Annotated in this window: 16 protein-coding genes; 9 read left to right on the top strand and 7 right to left on the bottom strand. The window is 59.4% G+C overall.

Annotated elements, in window-relative coordinates:
• Positions 1–225: 225 nt before the first annotated feature.
• From trpE to trpC, 4 genes are all read left to right on the top strand, one after another.
• Positions 226–1,749, top strand: a complete 1,524-nt coding sequence (gene trpE, locus OOT55_RS09340) for an anthranilate synthase component I (RefSeq protein WP_265365616.1) — start codon at positions 226–228, stop codon at positions 1,747–1,749.
• Positions 1,746–2,324, top strand: a complete 579-nt coding sequence (locus tag OOT55_RS09335) for an anthranilate synthase component II (protein ID WP_265365615.1) — start codon at positions 1,746–1,748, stop codon at positions 2,322–2,324. Before trpE ends, OOT55_RS09335 begins: the two co-directional genes overlap by 4 nt.
• A 158-nt stretch (positions 2,325–2,482) precedes the next feature.
• A complete protein-coding gene (gene trpD / locus OOT55_RS09330) occupies positions 2,483–3,523 on the top strand; it encodes an anthranilate phosphoribosyltransferase (RefSeq protein ID WP_265365614.1) in 1,041 nt (346 codons plus the stop codon).
• Positions 3,524–3,535: 12 nt separating this feature from the next.
• Positions 3,536–4,354 carry an indole-3-glycerol phosphate synthase TrpC gene (trpC, locus tag OOT55_RS09325; protein WP_265365613.1) on the top strand — a complete coding sequence of 273 codons (819 nt, stop codon included), beginning with the start codon at positions 3,536–3,538 and terminating at the stop codon, positions 4,352–4,354.
• 4 nt (positions 4,355–4,358) lie between these two features.
• Here the strand turns inward: trpC and crp are convergent, their stop codons facing one another.
• A complete protein-coding gene (gene crp, locus OOT55_RS09320) occupies positions 4,359–4,994 on the bottom strand; it encodes a cAMP-activated global transcriptional regulator CRP (protein WP_024460962.1) in 636 nt (211 codons plus the stop codon).
• A gap of 261 nt (positions 4,995–5,255) precedes the next feature.
• On the opposite strand from crp, the gene OOT55_RS09315 reads away from it, so the two are divergent.
• Positions 5,256–5,678 (top strand): OsmC family protein, encoded by a 423-nt coding sequence (locus tag OOT55_RS09315; protein ID WP_265365612.1) that lies wholly within the window; start codon positions 5,256–5,258, stop codon positions 5,676–5,678.
• A 247-nt stretch (positions 5,679–5,925) separates the two neighbouring features.
• On the opposite strand, the gene coq7 is transcribed toward OOT55_RS09315, so the two are convergent.
• Positions 5,926–6,570, bottom strand: coding sequence for a 2-polyprenyl-3-methyl-6-methoxy-1,4-benzoquinone monooxygenase (gene coq7 / locus OOT55_RS09310; RefSeq protein ID WP_265365611.1), 645 nt, complete (start codon positions 6,568–6,570; stop codon positions 5,926–5,928).
• Positions 6,571–6,658: 88 nt separating this feature from the next.
• Positions 6,659–7,384: a hypothetical protein gene (locus OOT55_RS09305; protein ID WP_265365610.1), complete on the bottom strand. Its 726-nt coding sequence runs from the start codon at positions 7,382–7,384 to the stop codon at positions 6,659–6,661.
• Between the two features lie 176 nt (positions 7,385–7,560).
• Here OOT55_RS09305 and OOT55_RS09300 point away from each other — a divergent pair, with 176 nt between their 5' ends.
• The 4 genes from OOT55_RS09300 to ltrA all read left to right on the top strand — a co-directional run bounded on the left by OOT55_RS09300 (position 7,561) and on the right by ltrA (position 13,894).
• On the top strand, positions 7,561–8,991 hold the full coding sequence (locus OOT55_RS09300) for a Gfo/Idh/MocA family protein (RefSeq protein ID WP_265365609.1): 1,431 nt from the start codon (positions 7,561–7,563) through the stop codon (positions 8,989–8,991).
• 140 nt (positions 8,992–9,131) lie between these two features.
• Positions 9,132–10,376, top strand: coding sequence for a glycoside hydrolase family 88/105 protein (locus OOT55_RS09295; protein WP_265365608.1), 1,245 nt, complete (start codon positions 9,132–9,134; stop codon positions 10,374–10,376).
• A 92-nt stretch (positions 10,377–10,468) separates the two neighbouring features.
• Positions 10,469–11,839, top strand: coding sequence for a glycoside hydrolase family 28 protein (locus OOT55_RS09290; RefSeq protein WP_265365607.1), 1,371 nt, complete (start codon positions 10,469–10,471; stop codon positions 11,837–11,839).
• A 777-nt stretch (positions 11,840–12,616) separates the two neighbouring features.
• On the top strand, positions 12,617–13,894 hold the full coding sequence (gene ltrA, locus OOT55_RS09285; protein WP_265365606.1) for a group II intron reverse transcriptase/maturase: 1,278 nt from the start codon (positions 12,617–12,619) through the stop codon (positions 13,892–13,894).
• 97 nt (positions 13,895–13,991) lie between these two features.
• Here ltrA and OOT55_RS09280 read toward each other — a convergent pair whose 3' ends face one another.
• From OOT55_RS09280 to OOT55_RS09265, 4 genes are read right to left on the bottom strand one after another with little or no spacing between them, the layout of a single operon-like run.
• Complete coding sequence (locus OOT55_RS09280; RefSeq protein ID WP_265365605.1) at positions 13,992–15,524, bottom strand: aldehyde dehydrogenase (NADP(+)); 1,533 nt, start codon at positions 15,522–15,524, stop codon at positions 13,992–13,994.
• Positions 15,521–17,005 carry a tripartite tricarboxylate transporter permease gene (locus tag OOT55_RS09275; protein ID WP_265365604.1) on the bottom strand — a complete coding sequence of 495 codons (1,485 nt, stop codon included), beginning with the start codon at positions 17,003–17,005 and terminating at the stop codon, positions 15,521–15,523. The genes OOT55_RS09280 and OOT55_RS09275 overlap by 4 nt, the downstream gene beginning before the upstream one ends.
• Complete coding sequence (locus tag OOT55_RS09270) at positions 16,998–17,519, bottom strand: tripartite tricarboxylate transporter TctB family protein (protein WP_265365603.1); 522 nt, start codon at positions 17,517–17,519, stop codon at positions 16,998–17,000. The genes OOT55_RS09275 and OOT55_RS09270 overlap by 8 nt, the downstream gene beginning before the upstream one ends.
• Complete coding sequence (locus OOT55_RS09265; protein ID WP_265365602.1) at positions 17,516–18,457, bottom strand: tripartite tricarboxylate transporter substrate binding protein; 942 nt, start codon at positions 18,455–18,457, stop codon at positions 17,516–17,518. Before OOT55_RS09265 ends, OOT55_RS09270 begins: the two co-directional genes overlap by 4 nt.
• Positions 18,458–18,624 lie beyond the last annotated feature (167 nt).

Here is an 18,624-nt window from a genome sequence, read left to right as displayed (position 1 = left end):
GATCTCGTCAGGCTTATATTTGCACATCCCCGCTAAACACCCCGCCCGATGGCGTGGCTAGGTCTTTATTGCCTGGTGTTGGCCCCCAAGGCCTGAGCCGGGCCCTCGCTGTCTCGGCACGTTACCCGACGTTGGCGTGCTGCTGTTTCGAATACAACCGTTCATGATTTGACGGCACCGTTGGCACGGCGTGAGCGGTGGTGATGCAACACAAAAGGTATAAGCATGACTCCAGAACAATTTTCCCGGCTGGCCTCGGAAGGCTACAACCGTATTCCGGTAATGCACGAAGTGCTTGCAGACCTGGACACCCCGTTGTCCTCTTATCTGAAGTTGGCGCGCGGCCCCTATTCTTACCTCTTTGAATCCGTACAGGGCGGCGAAAAGTGGGGGCGTTACTCCATGATCGGCCTGCCGGCCCGGCGGGTACTGAAAGCCTTCGGTTCCCGTGTACAACTGGAATGCGATGGCCAGATCGAGGAGCAGTTCGAGTGCGCCGACCCGCTGGCGTTTGTTGAAGAGTACAAGCACCGTTATCGGGCGCCGGATCTGCCGGACCTGCCGCGCTTTACCGGCGGGCTGGTGGGGTATTTCGGCTATGACTGTGTGCGCTATGTCGAGCCCCACCTGCAGCAGTCCATGCCCCCCGATAAGCTGGGCACGCCGGATATTCTGCTGACTGTTTCCGATGAAGTGCTGGTGTTCGATAATCTGGCGGGCAAACTGATTCTGGTGGTGCACGCCAATCCGGAAATCGATGACGCCTACGCCAAAGCCCAGACCCGCCTGCGGGAACTCGAGGGGCAGCTGCGCGCGCCGGTGCCCTCGGTGCCGGACGTTGGCCTGCCCGAAGTGGAGGGCCCGGAACAGACCTTCACCTCCCACATGGGAGAGGCCGGCTACAAGGCGGCGGTGGAGAAAATCAAGGAATACACCCTGGCCGGTGACGTGATGCAGGTGGTGCCTTCCCAGCGGCTGTCCATTGACTATCAGGCCGAACCGCTCAACCTCTATCGCGCTCTGCGCTGCCTGAACCCTTCGCCCTATATGTACTTCCTGGATCTGGGCGACCATCAGGTGGTGGGCTCGAGCCCGGAAATTCTCGCCCGCCTGGAAGACGGCACCGTGACGGTGCGCCCGATCGCCGGTACCCGCCGACGCGGTCGCACCCCGGAAGAAGATCTGGCCATGGAGCAGGATCTGGTCAACGACCCCAAGGAGATCGCCGAGCATCTGATGCTGATCGACCTTGGGCGCAACGATGTCGGTCGGGTATCCGAAACCGGCACGGTGAAACTCACCGACAAGATGGTGGTGGAGCGCTACTCCCACGTGATGCACATCACCTCCAATGTGACCGGTCGTCTCAAGCCGGGCCTGGAGGCCATGGATGTGCTGCGCGCGGCCTTGCCGGCGGGAACCCTGTCCGGCGCGCCCAAGATTCGCGCCATGGAAATCATTGATGAGCTCGAAAGCGAAAAGCGCGGTATCTACGGCGGCGCGGTGGGCTATATTGCCTGGAACGGCAACATGGACACGGCTATTGCCATCCGCACGGCGGTGATCAAAGACGGCAAGCTGTACGTCCAGGCCGGTGGCGGTATTGTGGCGGACTCGGTGCCCGAGCTGGAGTGGAAAGAAACCATGAACAAGGCCCGCGCCATTTTCCGCGCGGTTGATATGGTCAATCGCGGCGCCGAAGCGGACGCAAACGGTGGCGCGGACGTCCAAGGTGGAGAGCAGCCATGATTCTGATGATTGATAACTACGACTCCTTCACCTACAACGTTGTGCAGTACCTGGCGGAACTCGGCGCCGATGTGAAGGTGGTGCGTAATGATGAAATCACCGTGGCCGAGGTTGAAGCCCTGGCCCCGGAGAAAATCGTGATTTCTCCGGGGCCCTGCACACCCAATGAGGCCGGAGTGTCACTGGCGGTGATCAAGGCGTTTGCCGGCAAAGTGCCGTTGCTGGGCATCTGTCTCGGGCATCAGGCCATTGGTCAGGCATTCGGAGGCAATGTGATTCGTGCGCCGCAGGTGATGCATGGCAAGACGTCTCCGGTCTACCATGCGAACCGGGGGGTTTTTCACGGTTTGAACAACCCATTGCAGGCAACGCGCTACCATTCACTGATCATTGAACGTGAAACTCTGCCAGACTGTCTGGAGGTGACCGCCTGGACGCAGAGTGAGGACGGCCGACCGGCTGAAATCATGGGCGTGCGCCACAAAACGCTGGACGTCGAGGGCGTGCAGTTCCACCCGGAGTCGATCCTGACCGAACAGGGGCACGAATTATTGAATAATTTTTTGCGCGACTGAGGGACTCGTGTCAGAATCGGGTCGCGTAAATCGTTTGCGAGGGATCGCCAGACCCAACCTACAACAAAAATTGCGCCCGGCTGACCGAGTGTTCGCCCCTGGGGAGTGAGTGAGAGAGCTCGACAAAAACGACTCACGATAATAAACGGGAGAAACACATGGACATCAAGCAAGCCTTGACCCGAGTGGTCGAGAAGATTGATTTGAGTACCGAGGAAATGACCTCGGTCATGAAAGAGATTATGACCGGTGCTGCCACGGAAGCGCAGATCGGTGGTTTCCTGATTGGCCTGCGTATGAAAGGCGAGACGCTGGATGAGATCACCGGCGCGGCCATGGCCATGCGCGAGCTGGCACAACGTGTCGATATTGAAGCCGAATTCCTCGTGGATACCTGTGGCACCGGCGGTGACGGTGCCAACCTGTTCAATGTGTCCACCGCCAGTGCGTTTGTGGTAGCGGCGGCGGGAGGCCGGGTGGCCAAGCATGGCAATCGCTCGGTATCCAGTTCCACCGGCAGTGCCGACGTTCTGGAAGAGGCGGGCATCAATCTGAACATTTCGCCGGAGGAGGTTGCCCGGTGCGTGCGGGAAATTGGCGTGGGCTTCATGTTCGCCCCCGTTCATCACGGTGCCATGAAGTTTGCTGTTGGCCCACGGAAAGAGCTGGGCTTGCGTACCATCTTCAATATGCTCGGACCGATGACCAATCCGGCCAATGTGCGCCGACAGGTGATCGGTGTGTTCAACGGTGAACTGTGCCGCCCCATGGCTGAGGTGCTGCATCGTCTGGGCAGTGAACACGTCATGGTGGTCCATGCCAGAGATGGCCTTGATGAGATCAGTCTGGCGTCCGAAACCCACGTGGCTGAATTGAAAGACGGAAAAGTCATTGAGTACGACATCAAACCGGAAGATTTTGGTATCCAGAGTAAAAGCCTGATTGGTCTGGGTGTGACCAATGCCGGCGAGTCCCTGGCCCTGATCAAGGACGCCCTGGGCAATCGACGCGGGCAGTACGCTGAGAAAGCCGCGGATATCATCACCCTGAACGCCGGTGCCGCGATCTACGTCAGCGGCGTGGCGGAAAGTCTGGAAGAAGGTGTGGAGCTGGCGCGGGATGCCATTGGCAGCAGCCTGGCCGGCGAGAAAATTCGCGAGTTGGCGGCCTTTACCCAGTGTTTCAAGAGCGAGAGCTGACCACAATAGAGCATGAACCAAGAGGATCGATCCGTGAGTGATACCCCGACGGTGCTGAGAAAAATCATTGCCCGTAAGCACGAGGAAGTGGCTGAGCGCAGGCAGCAGCGCTCGCTGGATGAATTGCGCCAGGGACTGCTCCACGCACCGGAAACCCGCGGGTTCGTCCAGGCCATTGCCAATCGGATTGCCGAGGGGCAGGCGGCGGTGATTGCTGAAATCAAAAAGGCGTCCCCCAGCAAGGGAGTGATTCGGGAGCACTTTGAGCCCGCCGAATTGGCGCGTAGTTACGAGCGTGGTGGCGCCACCTGTCTTTCAGTCCTGACCGACGTGGATTTTTTTCAGGGGGCGGATGCCTACCTGCAACAGGCCCGCGAAGCCGTGAGCCTGCCGGTCATTCGCAAGGACTTCATTGTCGATGAGTATCAGGTCTATGAGGCGCGAGCGCTGGGCGCGGACTGCATATTGTTGATTGCCGCGGCACTGGAACCGACCCGGATGCGCGAGCTGAACACGCTGGCGCTGGAACTGGGGTTGGATGTTCTGGTGGAGGTACACAACCTGGCCGAGCTGGAGTTGGCGCTGGAGTTGCCCAACAAGCTGATCGGTATCAACAACCGGAATCTGCACACCTTTGACGTCAATCTGAAAACCACCTACGACCTGCTGCCCGCCATCGACAGCGAACGGATCGTGGTGACCGAGAGTGGCATTCTTTCGCCGGACGACGTGTGGGAAATGCGCCGCCGTCACGTGCACAGCTTTCTGGTGGGTGAAGCGTTCATGCGCGCCGATGACCCCGGTGAGGCCCTCGCGCGGTTTTTCAATTGAAACCCTAACGCGTCCCGTACACCACCATGGTCTTGCCGCGCACTTCCACCAGCCCCTGATCCTCCAGGGTCTTCAAAACCCGGCCGACCATCTCCCGGGAGCAGCCGACAATGCGTCCGATCTCCTGGCGGGTGATTTTGATCTGCATGCCGTCCGGGTGGGTGATGGCGTCCGGTTCCTTACACAGATCCAGTAGCGTTCGGGCCACCCGGCCGGTGACGTCCAGAAAGGCGAGGTCCCCGACCTTGCGGGTGGTGGCGCGCAGTCGGCGGGCCATCTGGCTGCTCAGCGCAAAAACGAACTCGGGATTTTCGCCGGCGATCTCCTGGAATTTGCTGTAGCTGATTTCAGCGACTTCGCATTCCGTCTTCGCGCGCACCCAGGCGCTGCGCGAGTCTTCCTGATCAAACAGGCCCATCTCGCCGAAAAAGTCACCGTCGTTCAGGTAGGCGACAATCATTTCCCGGCCTTCATCGTCCTCAATCAGAACGGTGACCGAACCGCGCACAATATAATAAAGAGAATCGCTTTTGTCCCCGGCGTAAATAATCGTGCTTTTGGCCGGGTAACGGCGGCGATGACAATGGCTGAGAAACTCGTCCACATGGGTGATGTGGGGTGTCAAGGATACGGCTACCAAAGTGCAGCTCCTGCTTTTTTCTGAGTTATCAATGGGTTAACGGCGGGCATTATGAACCTAAACGCGAGCCCTTGCCAGTTGGCACCGATTACATGCTAGCAAGTTTGTGAACCAGTTATAAGCCCAAGGCGCTCACATGTCCAGTGGAACCGTATAGAATCCTGAGAGCGGTTGAAACAAGCGACAGTCGAGTGTCGGGGCTGGGTTTTTGGGGCGGTTATGGTAACCTTCTGCGCCATTGATATCAGAGAGGTAGGTTGCATGAAAGGTAAGGTGAAGTGGATAGATGGTGCCCAGTTTCTGGGGGAGTCCGGCAGTGGTCACACTGTGCTGATGGACGGTCCGCCGGACCACGGCGGTCGCAATACCGGCGTACGGCCGATGGAGATGCTGCTACTGGGGCTCGGCGGCTGCTCTTCCTTTGATGTGATGAGCATTCTGGGCAAGTCCCGCCAGAAGGTCACGGACTGCTATGTGGATATGGACGCCGAGCGGGCCGATGGCGTACCGTCACCGTTCACCAAAATCCACCTGCATTTTGTGGTGACCGGCAAGGATCTGAAGGAAGCACACGTCAAGCGCGCGGTGGAGCTGTCGGCCACCAAGTACTGTTCCGCGTCGATCATGCTGGAAGCGGCTGGCGTGGAAATTACCCACGACTACGAAATCCGCGAAGCGGAGTAAGCACTTCCAGATGCTGTGGTGGATGACGCCGCGGTGCGGCTTATCCACCCTACGCGACGATTGGCACTGAGGGACGGGAAGGGGAAGCCCTTTCAAGACCGTAGAGCGGGGGACCCGCGATCCGAGCCTACAGGGACGTATTCACGGCGTGTCTTGAAAGGGCTTCCCCTTCCCGGCCCGGACGAGACAACAACCTCCCAGGGTGGATAAGCCGCACCGCGGCGTCATCCACCGATTAAGGTATGTCTCAAAGCCTATAGCTGGAAGCGGTCATCGCCTTGGCCACCAGGCTCATGGCCGTTTTGACCGGCGCCGGGAAATCCAGGCCGCCGGCGGCGAGGGCGGTCTGGGCGTGTTTGGCTTCGTCGGTCAGCATCTGTTGCACCACCGCCCGGCTTTGACGGTCTGCTTCAGGTAACTGCTCCAGGTGTGTCTGCAGGTGCTGGCATACGCGCTCCTCGGTCGCGGCGACAAACCCCAGACTGACCCGGTCGCTGACCAGACCAGCCCCCGCCCCCAAAGCGAAGGACAGGCCGTACCACAGCGGATTCAGGTAACTGGTGTGGCTGTTCAGATCATCCAGCCGCTGACGACACCAGACCAGATGGTCGATCTCCTCCTCGGCGGCGTGTTCCATTTCGGCCCGCACTTCGGGCAGCTTGGCGGTCAGCGCCTGGCCCTGGTAAAGGGCTTGGGCACAGACCTCGCCGGAGTGGTTCACCCGCATCAAACCCGCCGCGTGGCGGCGCTCTGCGTCATCCAGCTCGGATCGGGGCAGATCGCGAGCGGGAGAGGGGCGCCGCTCTTCTCCCGGCGTATCGGCCAGTGTGCGCAACACCCGGTCAATGCCCACAATCAGTTGGTCCAAACGGGACAGGGCTCGCTGTGTCATGGTAATCACCTGGTTCAGGGTTCATTCGAGGGGCTATACGCGCTTATTGTACTCGGGGATGAAAAGGCTTGCCCAGCGTTGATCCGCCTCACTCAAACTGCCAACCCCCGGCAGGCAGGCGTTTGCGCAACTCCCGCTCCAGCGAGGGCAGCAACGCCCGGTGCGCTTTGTTCAGGTAGGCGTATCCCTCAATATCCATGACATGGCCGGCGGAGTAAATCGGGTGGGTCAGGTCGATGTCCTCCAGTTCCTGTCGGGTGGATACGGAGGTGCCGATAAACAAATCGAGACGTCCGGCACTGACCATCTTCAGGCCGTGCTCGGTACCGGTCACCGAGACGAGGTTGGGCAGGGAATGGCGTTGCATCAAGTCCTTGACTGCGACGTGACCCCGGACGTAGCCGATGCGCAGCGGTTCCCGGGCCAGGTCCCCCTCGGTGGTCAGGGTCAGGTCCGGCTCGCGACTCCAGGCTTCCATGGACGTTCGGGCCAGCAGGACGTCAATGCGGATCAGGTCGGTGTCAGGGTTGTTTTCGCGGTAATCTCGTGTCCGGGCGCAGTCGCCATCGCTGATACCCGCGTTTGCCTCCATCAGTGAGCGCTGGTTGGGACGGTAGTGCATACTGAAATCGTAGCCCAAGGCATCGAAGGACTCGGTGAACAGGCGGCTCAGTCGCTGATGCAGTGGCACGGAAGTTGGCACCCAGCAGGAGAATACAATCCGGGGGCGGGGCTCTGCGAGGCTGGCGGAAGACAGTAAGAGCCACCCCAGAAGCAGGAGGGCGTGGTAATAACGTCGGTGTCGGCCTGGCATGGTCCCTCCTGGGCGGGCGATTCAGTCCGGGGGCGGCCCACTCCGGACAGGGCCCCTATTCTGGCGGCAAATATCACACAATAGCAACTTTTCACTTTTTTACTTGCAAACCTGTATTGATTGCGCAATCATTTGGTTGTGAGAGTCTTTTGACATAACAATAAAGAGATAGAACCATGAGTAAATCAACCCATCTGATCGATCGCCGTGCCTTTCTGCGCGGCAGTGGTCAACTCCTGGCGGGAACGGCGCTTGCGTCCTCCAGTGCCGGTATCATGGCCGAGCAGGCCGGCCGTAAAATGCGGGTGGCGCTGGTCGGCACCGGTATCCGTGGCATCCGCTTCTGGGGACGTGACCTCGTGCAGGGTTTTTCCGACGCGGTGGAGTTCGCCGGCCTGTGCGATACCAACCCGGGCCGCCTGCAGTTCGCCAAAGACTATATCGGGGTCGATTGTCCTACCTTTACCGATATTGATGCTCTGCTCGACAGTGGCCCCATCGACATGGTGATGGTGACCACGGATGATGCCAGTCACGATGACATCATCGTCAAGGCGTTGAATCGCAATATCAATGTCATCACCGAAAAGCCCATGACCACGGATGAGCACAAATGTGCCGCCATCCAGAAAGCGGTGGAACGCTCCGACGCCGAACTGATCATGAGCTTCAACTACCGCTACGGTCACCTGTTCACCTCGCTCAAAGAGGTGCTGGATCGCAAGGAGATCGGTGACGTGGTGTCGGTGGACTTCAACTGGTACCTGAATACCTATCACGGGGCTTCCTACTTTCGACGTTGGCATGGTCTGCGCGAGAAAGGTGGCACCCTGCTGCTGCACAAGTCAGCCCACCATTTCGACCTGTTGAACTGGTTTATCGAATCCGACCCGGTCGAGGTATCCGCCTACGGTGCCCTGGAGCACTACGGACACAACAACGACTTCCGGGGTAAAAACTGTCGGGAGTGTCCGCATCAGAAGAAGTGCGACTACTACTGGGACATCACCAAAGACGATCTGGCCACCAAGCTTTACGTCGAAAATGAGCATCACGACGGTTACATTCGCGACAATTGCCTCTGGCGCGAAGAAATCGATATTTTCGACAAAATGAGTGTGCAGGTGCGCTACGCGAACAACGTGATCGTCAACTATTCCCTGACGACCTATTCGCCATTTGAAGGCTTTCGTCTGGCGCTGAACGGCAAGCATGGTCGGGTGGAAACCTGGGAGGGGATTCCCTGGCTGGAAGAGCAGGAAACCGATCAGTCCAAAGTGTACGAAAAGGAAATGGGGCTGACCAGTCACAGCACCCGCGAAGAGGGTCGACACGAATTGATCATCGCCAAGAACTTTGGTGACTATCAGCGCATTGAGTTGCCCTACATTCGCAAGGCGCACTGGGGCGGTGACCCGATTCTCAACGCCCATGTGTTCAAGGGCATTCCACCCGAGCGCAACTACGGTCAGAAAGCCAACTTCCGCGATGGCGCCATGTCGGTGCTGATTGGTGTGGCGGCGCGAAAAAGTATTGATGAGGGCAGGCCGGTCAAAATTGAAGAACTGACCGACCTCAAACCTCAGGTCAAGCGAATGAAGGCCTGAGTCAGACAACGTTTCATGGTGTACCGCTTGCCTCCAGCTTGGCGCTGTCCGGACCTACGTCGGCAGCGCCTTTTTTTAACTTTCGGCCAGCTTGTTGCCCGATCATGAATCAATAATTCATACAACGACAGGAGAGAGACATGTTGATCAACCCGATAGGCCAATGGATCAAACTCGGCATCCGCTTCCCATTGATGGTGCTGGCTCTGGTGAGTCTGACCATGGGCTGCGCCAGTGCCCAAACCGGTGAGTCGTCTGTCACCGTCCCGAAAGACGGCAAGTGGTCGGACCGGATGGCCCTGTCCATCATCAAGCGCAGCCCGGAAGCCTGGGCCATGCGTGACTACAAGCTTCTGGATTCTCCCAAGTGGGCTTACACCTACGGGCTGACGCTCTACTCAATGCAGAAAGCTTATGAGCGCACCGGCGATGATCGTTACCTGCAATACGGAAAAGTGTATGTGGATCAGTTGATTGATGATCAGGGTCAGATCAAGAACTACCACATCTGGGACTTCAACATTGACGATGTCAATGCAGGAAAACTGTTGTTCCTGTTGTATGAGAAATACGAAGACGAGCGCTACCTGACGGCCATGCAGACTCTGCGCAAGCAACTGGACTGGCAGCCGCGCACCCGCTCCGGTGGCCTGTGGCACAAGCGCATCTACCCCTGGCAGATGTGGCTCGATGGCCTGTATATGGGCGCGGCCTATTGGGCTCAGTATGCGGCCACGTTTGAAAACTCCGACGAGAGCTTTTCCGATATCGCCCATCAGTTCAAACTGATCGAATCCAAAACCCGCGACCCGGAGAGTGGGCTGCTGTACCACGGTTGGGATGAAAGCACCCTGCAGACCTGGGCCGATGATGAGACGGGTCTGTCTGAGCACTTCTGGTCCCGGGCCATGGGCTGGTACGCCATGGCGCTGGTGGATACCCTCGACTTCTTCCCCGAAGACCACCCCGACCGTCAGGCGCTGATCGATATTCTCAATCGTCTGGTGGTGGCGTTGGAGAAGGTACAGCACGATTCCGGCCTCTGGTATCAGGTGACGGATCAGGGCGATCGCTACGGCAACTACCTGGAAGCTTCCGGCTCCTCGATGTTTGTCTACGCCATGGCAAAAGGCGTCCGCATGGGGTATCTGCCGGAGAAGTTTCAGGCGGTGGCCGAGAAAGGGTTCGATGGCCTGATTCAGGAACTGGTGGATGTGGAAGCCAATGGCGAAATCCATCTGACCCAGATCTGTGGCAGTGCCGGTCTGGGCAACGAGCCCTACCGCCCGGGAACCTTTGAGTACTATGTTGGCGAAGCGATTCGTGTGAACGATCCCCATGGTACCGGCCCTTTTATCCTGGCCGCCCTTGAACTCGACCGCTGATTGCGTTCCGGCGGCATTTGCTTTTCAATACCCGGGGCGTGTGAGAGCGCCCCTATAATCAACGATAACCACTCAGAAGTAGTGAGGACATTATGACCATCAACCCATTGTTTCGCTGGGGGCTTGCCGCCGTGCTGGCCACCTCGGCATCCTTGTCCCAGGCGCTGGACAGTCACGACGACACCCAGGCGGACTGGAACAAAGCCTCTGAAATTGTGCAGGCGGTACAGCCTCCACAGATTCCCAATCGCGATTATCTGATTACCGACTTCGACGCCAAGCGCGGCGATGCCCGCCCTGCGATCATGGCGGCGATCGAGCAGGCCAGTGCGGACGGCGGTGGCCGGGTCATCATTCCCGAGGGCCAGTGGGAGAGTCACGGTCCGATTCACCTGAAAAGCCGGATCAATCTGCACATCAGCGAGGGGGCCACGCTGTTGTTCAGCCCCGAGCCGGAGGATTATCTGCCGGCGGTGCTGACCCGCTGGGAAGGGACCGAAATGTATGGCTACTCTCCCCTGATCTACGCCTACCAGGTGCAGGATGTTGCGGTGACCGGCAAGGGCACCCTGGATGGCAACGAAGACAGTGAGTTTCACCCCTGGTACGACAAGCAGCGCCCGGATATGGACGCACTTCGGGCCATGGGCGCCGCGGGCAACCCGGTGGAGGAGCGTCAGTTTGCCGAGGGACACTTCCTGCGCCCGAGCATGCTGCAGATTGTCGATGCCCAGCGTGTTTTGCTGGAAGACTACACCATCAAAAATTCGCCGTTCTGGATCAATCATCTGGTCTACACCGATCACGCCATCGTGCGTGGTCTGAAGGTGGACAGCATGTTCCCCAATAATGACGGTATCGATGTGGACTCCAGTCGCTATGTGATTGTGGAGAACAACTACTTCCGCACCGGCGACGATTCGGTGGTAATCAAATCCGGTCGTGACTATGACGGTCGTCAGGTCGGCCGCCCCAGTGAGTATGTGGTGGTGCGCAACAATGACATGGGGGGTGAAGATGGTATAGCACTGGGCAGCGAAATGTCCGGTGGTATTCGCCACGTCTACTTTACCGATAACATTCTGCGCAGCGGCAAGGCGGCCGTGCGCTTCAAAGCCAACCTGGATCGTGGTGGTGTGGCCGAGCATATCCGGGTGCGCAACATGACCATTGAGTCGTTTGATCAACTGTTCTGGTTTCAGTTGAACTATCCGGGTGAGCTGGGTGGCAACTATCCCACCGTTTATCGCGATCTGGTATTCGAAGACATTACCGTGGAATCCACCGGTAGTGTTCTGGAAGTGTACGCGCCCGAAGGTTATCCGCTGCAGGATGTGACGTTGCGCAATATTACCATCAAGAAAGCCGACGACCTGTTTGTCCTCGACAATGTTCAGAACCTGGTGTTCGACAATGTCGAAATCAATGGCAATCGGGTAAACGGTCAGCTCGACTGGAAATAACTACCTGCTGACTGAAACGAAAAAGGCGGGCATTGGCCCGCCTTTTTGTTTGCCCGGCGAAGCCGGCAAACCCGGTCGTCTGAAAGAAGATGACATCACCCCGACTGAGGGGAAGATAATCCGACTGGCAAGGGCGTCACTGGCCAACGGTGGGGTCTGAAGGAAGCCATAGGAGGTCAACGGTACACAACGACAGTGAACCTGCTTCGGCAGCACAGGTGGGTAAGCGTGCAAGATAGCGCGAAGCCCGATACTCAGTCAGACCTGTGTTGTGATTGAGGGTGGCATCGTTGACGGGGAGCCGGTGCAGTAACCGGGGAAGCCTGACACCGAATCCGGCCGTGCCGGATGCTGGGGCGCAAGGCGAGAGCCGAGGTCACAGTGGGTGCGAGGTGGCAGATGAAGCCGTAGTAGTGAAGAAGTTCCGACCGAAGAAGCCTGGTAACAGTGCGGAGGACAAAGCCGGAACGACCGCTGGCGGAGGTTCAGCGGGCCGAGCGGAGCCAAAAGCCCCGCTGGGATGCGAAGGGCGGAAGTCATTAGCGAGTATGACGGACGACGAGCGAGCGGTGGACGCTGTGTTCACAAGCAGCCCGACGGGGCTGGCACGTGCATTGAGGCGCTGCGGGAACGTGGTGGCTTCGGTGTTCTGCGAACCAGGCAGTAGGGCGATACCGTGGCGGACGATTGCCACAGCGCTAGCACCCGGGCGGATCGCTTGAACCAGGCCGGCAGCCAGACCGACCCTCGAAGCCGTCATCACGGAGATGCGCAGGCATGAGGAGATACTACAGTCTGTACGGGCACCTGCTGTCAAAGCAGCGTCTGTATGAAGCCTTCAGACACGTCAAACGCAACAAAGGTGCGGCCGGAATCGATGGGCAGAGCCTGAGTGCGTTCGAGGCGAATCTGGAGGTGGAGCTGTCGTGCCTGCTACTCGAGCTGAAGGAGAAGCGCTATCGGGCGCGACCGGTCAGACGTGTGGTCATTGCCAAGGAGGATGGCGGTGAGCGTCTGCTGGGCATTCCGACGGTTCGGGACCGGGTAGTGCAACAGGCGTTGCGCGGCATCATAGAACCGATCTTCGAGCCGGACTTCCACCCGTCGAGTTACGGGTATCGTCCGGGACGCCGTGCTCACCACGCCATTGGCAAGGCGGAGTTGTTCGTCCGCCGCTATCGGCGCGAATGGGTCGTGGACATGGACCTGTCGAAATGCTTCGACACCCTCAATCACGACCTGATCATCCGCCGGTTCCGCCGACGGATCACGGACGGCAGTGTTCTGTCACTGCTGCGCCAGTTTCTGGAAAGCGGAGTCATGGTGGGGCACCACCTCGAAGAGACGACGTTGGGCAGCCCGCAGGGCGGCGTGATCAGTCCATTGATTGCAAACGTCTATCTGGACGCCTTCGACCAGTTCATGAAAGCGCGGGGTCACCGCATCGTCCGCTACGCGGACGACATCTTGATCCTGTGCGGCTCACGAGCGGGTGCGGAGAATGCGTTACGGGTGGCCCAAGGGTATCTGGAAGGAGAGCTGAAGCTGAGGGTGAATGCCACCAAGACCCACATCGCCCACAGCGATGAGGGGGTGAAGTTCCTGGGTGTGGTGATCCACACTAAGTACACCCGCATCCAGGACAAGAAGGTGGTGAAACTCAAGCAGACGCTCAAAGCGCTGACCAAGCGAAACCGTGGAATCGGACTTATGCAGATCATCCGCGAGTTGAATCCGGTGCTGCGGGGCTTTGCCGGCTACTTCCGGGTAGCGAACTGCGCTCGGGTTCTGAAGCAGGTGATGAGATGGCTGAGGCGTCGTCTACGCTGCATCCAGCTCACCCAGTGGAAGAAACCGAGCCGGCTACATCGGAGGCTGAAACAGCTGGGCTACCGCCCGCCGTTCAAGTCCATCAAGATGCGTAGCTGGCGCAACGCGGCGTCGCCGCTGGCGCATCATGCGATCCCCAATGCCTACCTGCACGATGAACTGAGGTTGGTAGACCCGACCAAGGTTCGAACCGGCATCACTGTCCCCGAGCTCGGGGTAAGTTAATGGCATGAGCCGTATACGTGGCCCGTATGTACGGTTCTGTGAGAGGGCTGAGGCGGAGACGCCTCACCCTACTCGATTGTTGGCGCCCAGCTGGTTTCTACAGGCCTTGAAGTTCAACTGGGAGCAAGGTTTCCGGAAAGTTCTGGTAGCACACTGGCCGCAGGAAACGGTCGATGGCCCGGGTGCCCACCGAGGTGGTGCGCCCGTCCGACGTGGCAGGGTAGGGGCCACCGTGCACCATGGCACTGCAGACTTCAACTCCGGTGGGGAAGCCATTGATCAGTAGGCGGCCCGCCCGGGTTTCCAATACTTCAATCAACTCCCTGGCCAGGGTGGTGTCGACCTGGTCGGTCAGATGCAGCCCTGCGGTCAGTTGTCCCTCCAGCCCTCTGGCGATGGCGAGCATCTGTGCGTCGCTGTCACATTGAACCAACAGTGCCGCTGAGCCAAATACCTCCGACTGAAGCTCGGGCTGCTTCAGAAAATGCTCTGCCCGGGTACCGAGCAACGTGCTCTGGCATTGATTGGGGGCCTGTGCGTCGGGGGCACGGGCAATCAGCTCCACTCCCGGCTGCGCCGCGAGGGAGGTCAGGCCGGCGTTGTAGGCCTGGGCAATGCCAGGGGTAAGCATGGTCTGGCCCTGTGAGCCCTGCAGCTTTTCAGTGGCTCGGGCGATAAAGCGATCCAGTGCCGGGCCGGTGCGGGCGACCAGCAGGCCGGGGTTGGTACAGAACTGTCCCGCGCCCATCTGCAGCGAGTCGACGTATTGTTCGGCCAGGGTTTCGGGGTCGACTTCCAGCGCATCCGAGAGCAGAAACAATGGGTTGATACTGCTCATTTCCGCATACACCGGAATGGGCTCCGGACGCGCGGCGGCAATGGCCATGAGCGCCGTTCCGCCCTTGCGGGACCCGGTAAACCCGACCGCTTTGATCGCCGGATGAGCCACCAGTGCGGCGCCGACATCGTGGCCCGCATCAAACAGCAGGGAGAACACGCCTTCGTCCAGGCCGCATTGTTTAACGGCCTGCTGAAGGGCATGTCCGACCAGCTCCGAAGTGCCAGGGTGAGCCGGGTGTGCCTTGACGATCACCGGGCAGCCAGCGGCCAGCGCCGAGGCGGTGTCACCGCCGGCGACCGAAAACGCCAGCGGGAAATTACTCGCACCGAACACGGCCACCGGGCCCAGGGGAATATTGCGCGAGCGCAGGTCCGGGCGCGGCGGGGTGCGCTCCGGCAGCGCCGGGTCCCGCTGAATATCGAGCCAACGATCGGCACGCAGCACCTCGGCAAACAGTTTCAGTTGGTTGACCGTGCGGCCCCGCTCGCCTTCGAGACGGGCCCGGGGCAGCCCGGTTTCGGCCATGGCTCGCTGGATCAGTCCCTCACCCAGTTCGAGTATGTTGTCCGCGATGGTTTCCAGAAAACGGGCCCGCGTTTCCGGGTCGGTTTTGCGGTAGGGACCGAACGCCTGTCGAGCCAGTTCGCAGGCGCGGTCCACGTCCTGCGACTGAGCACTGGAGTACACCGGGTCGAGGGTTGCGTTGTCGGCCGGGTCCATGGCTTGCAGGGCATTGCCCTGTCCAGCGACCCGGGTTGCACCGATAAAAGCCTGTCCTGTCAGTTTCATGTTGACACCTGTTTACGACGAATGTGTGGGATGAGGGAAATAATGAGAATGGCCAGAGCGACCACCAGAAAACCGGCGGCCACCGGCTGGGTCACCATGGGCAGCACCTGGCCGTCAGTGAGCATCAGGGCCCGGCGCAGATTGGTTTCCAGAATGGGGCCGAGAATAAACCCGAGCACCATGGGGCTGAGTGGGTAGCGGTATTTTTCCAGGACGAAGCCCAGGACACCGAAGGCCAGCATAACGCCAATATCAAAGGGGTTATTGTCCGCCGCGTAAGCGCCCATCACCGCCAGTACGGTAATGGCGGGAAGCAGGAAACGGCGCGGCATCATCAGCACCCGAGGAAAAATTCTCAGGGTTGCCAGTTGAAACAGCAACGTAATGGTGCAGGCAATAAAGAAAGCGGCGTAGATGATGCCGACGATGTCGGGGTTATCGGTAAACAGCAATGGCCCCGGCTGCAATCCGTGAATCATGAAGCCGCCGATGATGATGGCCGTGACCCCATCGCCGGGAATCCCCAAGGTGATCAATGGCAACAGGGCGCCGCCAATGCTGGCGTTGCCAGCGGACTCCGAGGCCCAGACGCCATCGACATTGCCTTTGCCAAAGCTGTCCGGGTTTCTGGAACTCTGGCGGGCGGTGGCATAGGCGATCATGTTCGAAGCCGCGCCGCCAATCCCTGGCAGCACGCCGATGCCCACACCAATGCCGGAGGAGCGAAACACGTTGATGATATTGCGCTTGATTTCTCCGAGGGTGACGCCCACGCCTTTGATGGTCATGTCCACCTTGGGCCGGGGTGTTTCCCGAAACAGCTCGCGCAGTACCTGGGAGATGGCAAACAGGCCGATCATGAACGGCACCAGCCCGATCCCGGCCCAGAGATTGATCTCTCCAAAAGTAAAACGCGGCGTGCCATCAATGGGCGCCATACCCACCATACTGAACGCCATACCCAGCAGTGCGGTGATCGCGCCCTTGACCAGGCTCTTGCCGGCCAGTGCGGCCACCATGGTCAGCGCCATGACCGACAGGGCAAAGTACTCGGCGGGACCGAAATTGATCGCCAGGCGCGCCACCATCGGGGCAAACATTACCAGCACCAGCAGGCTGAACATCCCGCCGGCGTAGGAGGCGAGCATGGCAGTGCCCAACGCTTTGACCGCCTGCCCCTGTTGGGCCAGCGGGTAGCCGTCAAAGGTGGTGGCAACCGATGAGGGGGTACCCGGAATCCGCAGAAGAATGGCCGATACCAGACCGCCACAGATGCCACCGATATACACGGCCACCAGGGTTGCCATGCCCAAGTGGGCATTGAAGCTGAAGGTCAGGGGTAGAATGATGGCTACCGCCATGGTGGCATTGAGCCCCGGCAGGGCGCCGATCACCAGCCCGACAATGCAGGCCAGAAACAGAACGATCAGTACCTGGGGTTGTAACAGTTCCCAGACGCCTGCGACGAACAGCTCAATCATAAAGCATCCCCTTCAGGACGTAGAGCCATTCTCCCTCGGGCAGACTGACATTGAGCACTGAAGCCAGCAGATACTGGGTGGCGAGGGCCACCAGTACTGCAACGACACAACATTGCACTCCGGCCTTCAACGTCAAGCGACCCAGCAGCCAGGTGCTCAGGGCAAAGAATACGGCGGTGCTGACGGCGTAGCCGAGATTGGGCAGTACCCAGGCGTAAGCCAGAACGGCCAGAACAGAGAAGGCGCCGCGCCAGGGACGCAACTCACCGGACGTATCCGCCTCCTCTTCCGGTTCGTTATCCGTCGAAGGCCTGATCAGCAGAATCAAGCCCAGCATCGTCAGCAACACGGCGATCAGGCCGGGCAACAACATGGGCCCGGGATCACCCAGGGTGGGCTTCAGGGTGTCCTGCCAGTAAATGCTGTACAGCAGACCGGAGCAGCCGATGGTCGCAAGACCAAACCAGCGGTCGGCGGGCACCGCATTCAGTCGTTCAGCGAAGGACCGGCTCATGGGTTCACCACTTTTTCAATAAACCGGTATTCTTCAGCCAGAAAAGTGGCCGCGTCTTTGTGATTTCGGTATTCGGGACTCTGGCGCACGGTTTTGATCGCCCTCTGGTAGGTGGGGTCCTGATGAATCTGCGCCATCACCGCGTCAAACTGTTCGATGACTTCGGCGGGTAAATCCGCCGGTCCGTAGACGGCAAACACCTGGGGCAGATGCGCGGGTACCCCCTGGCTGGGGGCTGTGGGCCAATCCGGCGCGAAGGGGTCCGGGGTGTTGTTCATGACGCCGAGAATGCGTACATCACCATTGCGCTCGAACTGCAGAGCACTGGCGACGCTCATGCTGATCAGGTCCACCTTTTCGCCCAGCAGCGCGGTAATCCGTTTGGATTCACTGCCCGAGTCCACCACCCGGAAGCCTTCGGGGTACAACTGGGTGAGTGCCTGGCCCTTGATCTGGGTGGTGGCGCCGAACTGTGAGCCCACGGTGATTTTGCCGTCGTGCGTGCGGGTGTAGTCGAGCACTTCTTTCAGGGTTTTATAAGGCGCATCGGCGCGCACGGCGTAGACGTCGTTGACCATGCTGAGGGTGGCCAATGGGGTAAAGTCTTTGTATTGATAGGGTGACCGGCCGAGCGCGTGGGAGACGTGCAGGGCGGTGTGATAGAGCAGCAGGGTGCCGCCATTGGGTTTGGATCGCGCGACGGAATGCGCCGCAATAACGCCCCCGCCCCCGGTCTGGTTGACGATGGCCACGGCGCTGCCGGTTACCTGTTCAAAGTGTTTGGCAAACACCCGGGCAATGGCATCGGTGGATCCGCCGGGTGAAGACGGAACATAAATTTTCACCAGCTCAGCCGGGTAGTGGTCGTCTGCCTGCAGTGGCCCCGCGATCATCACCAGGACCATTATCATCAAGCAGCGGTCGATCAACCGTCGCATAGTCTCTCACCTGTTTTCCGTTGATTGTTATTCGATTCTTTGTGATTTTGACTTGTGAAATTTCGGTGGTGTCGCAACGTCCGGTCCGGAAAGGGGGAACACCTTTTCAGGACACGCCGTGAACCCATCCCTGGGGGCTCGACGCGCGGAGTCCCTCCGCTTACGGT

Origin of the sequence: Marinimicrobium sp. C6131, from assembly GCF_026153455.1 — a bacterium.
Classification (GTDB): domain Bacteria; phylum Pseudomonadota; class Gammaproteobacteria; order Pseudomonadales; family Cellvibrionaceae; genus Marinimicrobium.
The sequence above is the reverse complement of the archived record's forward strand: the minus strand, read 5'-3'. Positions and strand labels throughout refer to the sequence as shown.

Bases quoted from the DNA above. Each gene is read 5' to 3' on its own strand.
- OOT55_RS09280 (WP_265365605.1), bottom strand. From the start codon at position 15,524: ATGAAACTGACAGGACAGGCTTTTATCGGTGCAACCCGGGTCGCTGGA.
- OOT55_RS09315 (WP_265365612.1), top strand. From the start codon at position 5,256: ATGAAAGGTAAGGTGAAGTGGATAGATGGTGCCCAGTTTCTGGGGGAG.
- trpC (WP_265365613.1), top strand. From the start codon at position 3,536: ATGAACCAAGAGGATCGATCCGTGAGTGATACCCCGACGGTGCTGAGA.
- coq7 (WP_265365611.1), bottom strand. From the start codon at position 6,570: ATGACACAGCGAGCCCTGTCCCGTTTGGACCAACTGATTGTGGGCATT.
- trpD (WP_265365614.1), top strand. From the start codon at position 2,483: ATGGACATCAAGCAAGCCTTGACCCGAGTGGTCGAGAAGATTGATTTG.
- OOT55_RS09265 (WP_265365602.1), bottom strand. From the start codon at position 18,457: ATGCGACGGTTGATCGACCGCTGCTTGATGATAATGGTCCTGGTGATG.
- OOT55_RS09305 (WP_265365610.1), bottom strand. From the start codon at position 7,384: ATGCCAGGCCGACACCGACGTTATTACCACGCCCTCCTGCTTCTGGGG.
- OOT55_RS09270 (WP_265365603.1), bottom strand. From the start codon at position 17,519: ATGAGCCGGTCCTTCGCTGAACGACTGAATGCGGTGCCCGCCGACCGC.
- ltrA (WP_265365606.1), top strand. From the start codon at position 12,617: ATGAGGAGATACTACAGTCTGTACGGGCACCTGCTGTCAAAGCAGCGT.
- OOT55_RS09300 (WP_265365609.1), top strand. From the start codon at position 7,561: ATGAGTAAATCAACCCATCTGATCGATCGCCGTGCCTTTCTGCGCGGC.
- OOT55_RS09290 (WP_265365607.1), top strand. From the start codon at position 10,469: ATGACCATCAACCCATTGTTTCGCTGGGGGCTTGCCGCCGTGCTGGCC.
- OOT55_RS09275 (WP_265365604.1), bottom strand. From the start codon at position 17,005: ATGATTGAGCTGTTCGTCGCAGGCGTCTGGGAACTGTTACAACCCCAG.
- OOT55_RS09335 (WP_265365615.1), top strand. From the start codon at position 1,746: ATGATTCTGATGATTGATAACTACGACTCCTTCACCTACAACGTTGTG.
- trpE (WP_265365616.1), top strand. From the start codon at position 226: ATGACTCCAGAACAATTTTCCCGGCTGGCCTCGGAAGGCTACAACCGT.
- OOT55_RS09295 (WP_265365608.1), top strand. From the start codon at position 9,132: ATGTTGATCAACCCGATAGGCCAATGGATCAAACTCGGCATCCGCTTC.